General features: G+C 75.9%; 4 protein-coding genes and 1 pseudogene. All 5 read right to left on the minus strand.

Annotated features, from left to right (window positions below; all coding sequences use genetic code 11):
- A partial coding sequence (locus NBW84_RS22310) for a HesA/MoeB/ThiF family protein (RefSeq protein ID WP_250287138.1) occupies nucleotides 1–927 on the minus strand: 927 nt, incomplete at its 3' end.
- A gap of 262 nt (nucleotides 928–1189) precedes the next feature.
- On the minus strand, nucleotides 1190–2131 hold the full coding sequence (locus tag NBW84_RS22315; protein WP_250287140.1) for a hypothetical protein: 942 nt from the start codon (nucleotides 2129–2131) through the stop codon (nucleotides 1190–1192).
- The gene (locus NBW84_RS24625) at nucleotides 2122–2346 is read right to left on the minus strand and encodes a radical SAM-modified peptide, FtsH ternary system-associated (protein ID WP_445548390.1); all 225 of its coding nucleotides are present in this window, start codon (nucleotides 2344–2346) and stop codon (nucleotides 2122–2124) included. The genes NBW84_RS22315 and NBW84_RS24625 overlap by 10 nt, the downstream gene beginning before the upstream one ends.
- 166 nt (nucleotides 2347–2512) lie before the next feature.
- On the minus strand, nucleotides 2513–3715 hold the full coding sequence (locus NBW84_RS22325; RefSeq protein WP_250287145.1) for a radical SAM protein: 1203 nt from the start codon (nucleotides 3713–3715) through the stop codon (nucleotides 2513–2515).
- Nucleotides 3716–3979: 264 nt separating this feature from the next.
- Nucleotides 3980–5168, minus strand: a pseudogene (locus NBW84_RS24630) (hypothetical protein); the annotation flags it as partial.

The raw sequence follows: 5168 nt of genomic DNA on the forward strand, positions 1-5168 counted from the left end.
TGCCGGTTGGTGTGGTTGTGCCGTGAGGTGAGCGTGGTTCTCGCCACAGTGATGGCAGCGTCCCGGGAGGGGGAAGGCCGCCCAGGCCAGTGGTTCCGCGCCGGCGGGCAGGGCTTCGAGCAGGTCGCCGACGGTGGCGTGGTGGTCGAGCGGCAGGGGGTGGACGGGCCCGTCCAACGGCCGGTGGTGCGGGCAGCCGGCGTCGCGGGTCAGGGTGACCGGGGCGGTGCCGCCGGTGGCGCCGTCGATCCGCAGCAGTCGGTACCGCGGCGGGCTGCCGAACAGGACGCGCAGCGCGACCAGTGTTATCCACCCGGCGACGATCGACGTGGACACGATCGACGCCGGCTGCGGGCCGTCCGGCCGGATCTCGGCGCAGCTCCACGGCAGGTCGGACTCGCCGCGCTGATGCGCGGTGAGCGAGCAGCCGTAGCAGGCCTCGGCCGGGTCCAGCCGCAGCCGGACCTCCCCGCCCCACGGGTGGGTGCCGCCGTCCACGAGCGCCGCGCCGACCAGCGTGGCCCGCCCGAGCAGGCGTAGCCGGGCGCGGCGGCTGTCCAGGCAGCCCAGGACGACCCCGGCGTCGGACAGCTCCCCGAGCCCGACCCCGGCGACCAGCTCGGCCGGCCGGGTCTCGACGGTGACGTCCGGGGCGATCCGGGACAGGGCGCCGGCCGCGGCGGTGGCCTTCGGGCGTCCGACGTCGTCCGGCCCGAGCAGCACGGTGCGGCTGAGGTTGCTCGCCGCGACCGTGTCCGGGTCGCAGAGGATCAGCCGTCCGACGCCGGCGAGCGCCAGGTTCTTGGCCACCTCGTTGCCGAGCGCGCCGACCCCGACGACCACCGCGGTGCTGGTGGCGAGCCGCTCCTGGTCCCAGTCGGGGATCAGCCGCTGCCGGGCGTAACGGTCCGCTGACAGTGAGCTCACCGATCCGCCCCGGCCGGGGCGTCCGCCAGGTCGGGCGTGGCGCGCACACGCTCATGCCACCGATCCGCCCCGGGCGGGCCGTCCGCACCTGGTTCACCGGCACGCGGGGCGCCCGCGTACACGACATCCGTGTGTGGGCCGCCCTCGGGTGGCTGGCCGGCGGGTGGGCCGCCCGTCCGCGCTCCCTGGGCCGTGCTCACCGGGGGCGGTGGATGTACGCCACCCTGGGGGACCACGTCCGCCCGCGTTCCGTGGGCCGTGGTCACCGGTCCGCCACCCGGTTGAGGGTTACCGGGCAGTGGGTGAGCCCGCCGTCGGGCCGCCAGTCGTCCCAGCAGGTCAGGCCGGCGACCGGGTCCCGGTGCACGGCCGCCACGCAGACCTCGCGGTACATGCCGCACGGGCAGACCACCACCTGCTCGCCCGGCCGGAAGGTGTGCCCGCAGACCAGGCAGCCCGCGGCGTCCAGCCCCGGACCGGGCCGGGCGACCTGGGGCGCGTGCGCGGCGAGCCGGACGACCGGTACGTCACCGGCCGGCGGCCAGGCGACGAGCAGGCCGGCGGCGAACGCGGCCAGCTCCTCAGCGTCCCCAGACGCGCCGTTCGCGCTGCTCCCGTTCGCGGTGCTCCCGTTCGCGGTGTCCTTCCCGGCGTTCCCGGTGCCCTCCCTCGCCCCCTTCGCCGCGTCCCTCGAGGTGTCCCGCGCGCTGGCTCCGCCGGACGCCGGGTGCCGGGCGTCCGGTGTCCCGTCGGCGCAGCGCAGCGCCGGGTCGAGGTGGACGACCGCGGTGGCGTCGCCGATGGCGGCGTCCGCCCGCAGGCGGACCCGGTCCCCGCGGCGGAAGGTGTGCCTGCACCGGGCGCACCGCAGGTGCGTCCACCATGACTCCGAGTGGGTGACAGCGGCCCGGCTCCCGTCGCGGCCAGGCGGGCCGTCGTCCGCACGGCCCGTCGCGGCGCCGGACGGTTGCGGGTCGAGCCCCGCTTCGACCCCGGCGTCGAGCTCAGCCGCCTCGTCGACGCCACCCACACCGGCCCCGCCGCCCTCACCCACACCGGCCCCACCGGCCTCACCCACGGTGGCCCCGCCGGCCTCACCCACGGCGGTATCGGCAGCGGCGGGCTCACCGGCGGCATCGCCGGCGCGGCCGGCGCCATCGACATCGTCCGCGTCGGTGTCCGCGGGGCCGGAGCTCAGCCGCACAGCATCTGCTCCGTGGCGCCACCGCCGAGGTCGGCCAGCAGCGCCTCCAGGACGGCCGGGCGGAACGCGTCACCGAGGATCTCCACCCCGGACCCGGTCACGGTGATCCGCACCCGGACCAGCCGGCCATCCGGATGATCGTCGTATTCGGACGCGTCGATGAGGTCCGGCAGGGACTCGACGAACGACGGCCCCTCATCACCGGCAGACGCCACCCGCAGGCCGCCGGCCGGCCCCTCGACACCTACGGGCTGCGCGGGCGCGGCCTCAACCGCGGCCTCGGCCCTGGCCTCGGTCTCAACCGCGCTCCCGGCCTCGGCCCGCAGAGGACCCCTGGTCGTGACGGGCCCGGCGGCCGGCCCCTCGAGGCCCGGCACGGCCTCAGCCGTCAGGGGGCTCCCGCTCCCGTGGCCCGGCGGGGCCGTCGGCCTCTGCGCCGGCTGTCTGGGCTCCTGCACCGATCGTCCCCCATCGTCCCGGGACCGGCTGCCCGCAGTGCGGGCAGCGGCCGTGCGTGACCGCGGATTCCAGCGTCTCCCAGATGCCGCGTCGCACCAGCACGGTGTCACATGTCGGGCAGCGGGTCTGCCGGCCGGCGTCGCCGAGGGCCCGTTCGACGTAGACGAACCGCAGGCCGGCGTCCCGCCCGGCCGCCCGCGCCGCCGCCAGCGCCCGCGGGCTGGTCGGCGGCGGCCGGCGCATCCGGAAGTCCGGGGTGAAGCGCAGCAGGTGCCAGGGGATGCCCGGGTCGATCCCGGCGAGGTGGCGGGCGACGGCGCGCAGCGCCTCCGGCTCGGCGGACACCCCCGGGATCAGCGGTGTGGAGACCTCCACCCACACGCCGGCGGCGCGCAGCCGCTCGACCGCGTCCAGCACGGGACGCAGCGGCGCCCCGGTCAGCCGCCGGTGCGCGGCCTCGTCCGCGGCCTTGACGTCGATGTTCACCGCGTCCAGCGCGCCCGCGACCAGGTCGATCGCGGACGCGGTGAGGAAGCCGTTCGTCTTCCACACGATCGGCACGCCCGCCGGGGCGGCGAGGGCCGCGAGGTCGAGGGTCAGCTCCGGGGCGAGCCCGGGCTCGGCGTAGGACATGCCGAGGGACGCGCCGGCCGCCGCCGCCCGCTCGACCAGTTCGGCGGGCCGCGCGGGCCGGCCCGTCCAGGTGACGCCGTCGACCTGGCCGTACTGGGACAGCCGGTGGTTGACACAGTAGTTGCAGCGGAACGAGCATCCCGGCCCGGCGATCGTGAGCACCCTGCTGCCCGGCCGGACGTGGTAGAGCGGCTTGCGCTCGATCGCGTCGAGATGCTGGACGGCGAGGGTGTAGGTGGCGGTCTCCAGCACCCCGGCGTGGTTGCGCCGCACGGCACACACACCGGTCTCCCCCGGCCCCAGCTCGCACCCGTGCGGGCACAGCAGGCAGCGAATCCGCCGGTCACCCGCGCCGCCGGCCCCGGCCGCGCCTCCGGCGGACACGTTCTCCCCGGACGGGCCTCCCCCGGACGGGCCTCCCGCGGGCGGGCCTCCGACGGGTTCGCCGAGGACAGCCGCCTGCCACACCGGCCCGCGCGAGCCGTCAGACACGACGCGTCCCAGACGTGTACGGCTGGTGACGATCCAGGTTGCCGGCCTGGTTGTGGGGGTGAGGACGGCGTAGGGCATGTCGTCGGTGGCAGGGCCGCGCGGGGTGGGGCACCGCGGTGGGACAGCTGTCGGTGGCGGTTCTCGTCAGTGGCCGGGGAGGGTCGAAAGCGGCGTGGTCAGCCCTGCCATGCGTTTCCGGAGGAAACATTCCGGTGGATACCTCCAGCCGTAGGTGAAAAACGTCATGGCAACAGCGTTTTCCACCTACGGGTTCCGCGGCCGTAGGTGGAAAACGTCGGGTCGGTAGCGGTTTTCACCTACGGCTTCCTGCGTTGTGGGAGTGAGGAGGGCGTGGATGGCGGCGGCGAGGGCGGCCGGGTCGGGATGGGGTGGGAGGTGACGGTGGTAGCGGTTGTCGGGGCTGTGGCTGTGGCTGTGGGTTCGGGTGGGGCCGCTGGTCTGGTTGTGGCCGGTTTGGTGGGTGTGGCTGGTTCGGTTGTTGGTCCGGTGGGGGCGGGTGGGGGGCTCGTCGCCGGGGGTGTGGGTGGTCAACAGGCGCAGGTGGGGGCCGAGCGGGAGGGGGTGGTCGTCGGGGAGGTGGTGGTGGGTGAGCAGGACGGTGGTGGGCTGCGGGGTGTGTTCCGCGGTGCGCAGGGCGGTGGCCAGGTCGGGGGGATCCAGGGTGCGGCTGGTCCAGATGGCGGCGAGGTCGGCCGGGCCGGTCAGCGGGAGCGCCAGGGCGGGCTGGTCGAAAGTGATCAGGGTGGGGTGGGTGCCGGCGTGCCAGAGGGTGGTGGTCAGCAGGTGCGCGGTCAGGCGCAGGAGGGTTTCGACGGGGCCGTAGGTGGGTGGGCTGGTGTCGAGGATGATCGTCACAGGGTGGGGTGGGAGTGTGGGGGTGGTGGTGTGGTGGCGGTAGAGCAGGTCGCCGCGGGCGAGGCGGAGGGTGAACAGGTCGTCGGGGAGAGCGTGGTGGGTGGGTAGCAGTGCGCGAGGGGTGCCGTGATGGGTGATGCCGGTGCTGCCGGGAGTGTGCGTGCTGGTGATGGCCTGCCCCGTTCCGGCGGTGGTGAGGGCGGTGACGGTGAGCAGCAGGGTGTGCTGGTAGGTGGGCAGCGGCGGCATGGCCGGGGCGCGGCCGCGCAGGCGGAGCGGGAGGGTGGGGTCGGTGGCGACGGCGTCGGGGCCGACAAGGCCGAGCAGGCTGGCGAGCTGGGGGGTGATGCCGGCGGCGGCGGTGAGCCGGTCGAGCTGACGGGACGTGAGAGGTGCCGCTGCCGGGCCGGGCGGGCTGCGCAGGGCGACGGTCAGGGCGTGATGCTGATCGATCGGGGTGCTGCCGGCCGGGGGGATGGCCCGGGGGCCGGCGGGCAGGTCGGCGGCGAGCAGGGCCGCCAGCCCGACACGGGCGGCCGGCGGCCAGCCCAGCGCCCGCAGCCGGCCGACCCCGGGG

Origin of the sequence: Protofrankia sp. CiP1_Cm_nod2, from assembly GCF_920664355.1 — a bacterium.
GTDB lineage: Bacteria > Actinomycetota > Actinomycetes > Frankiales > Frankiaceae > Protofrankia.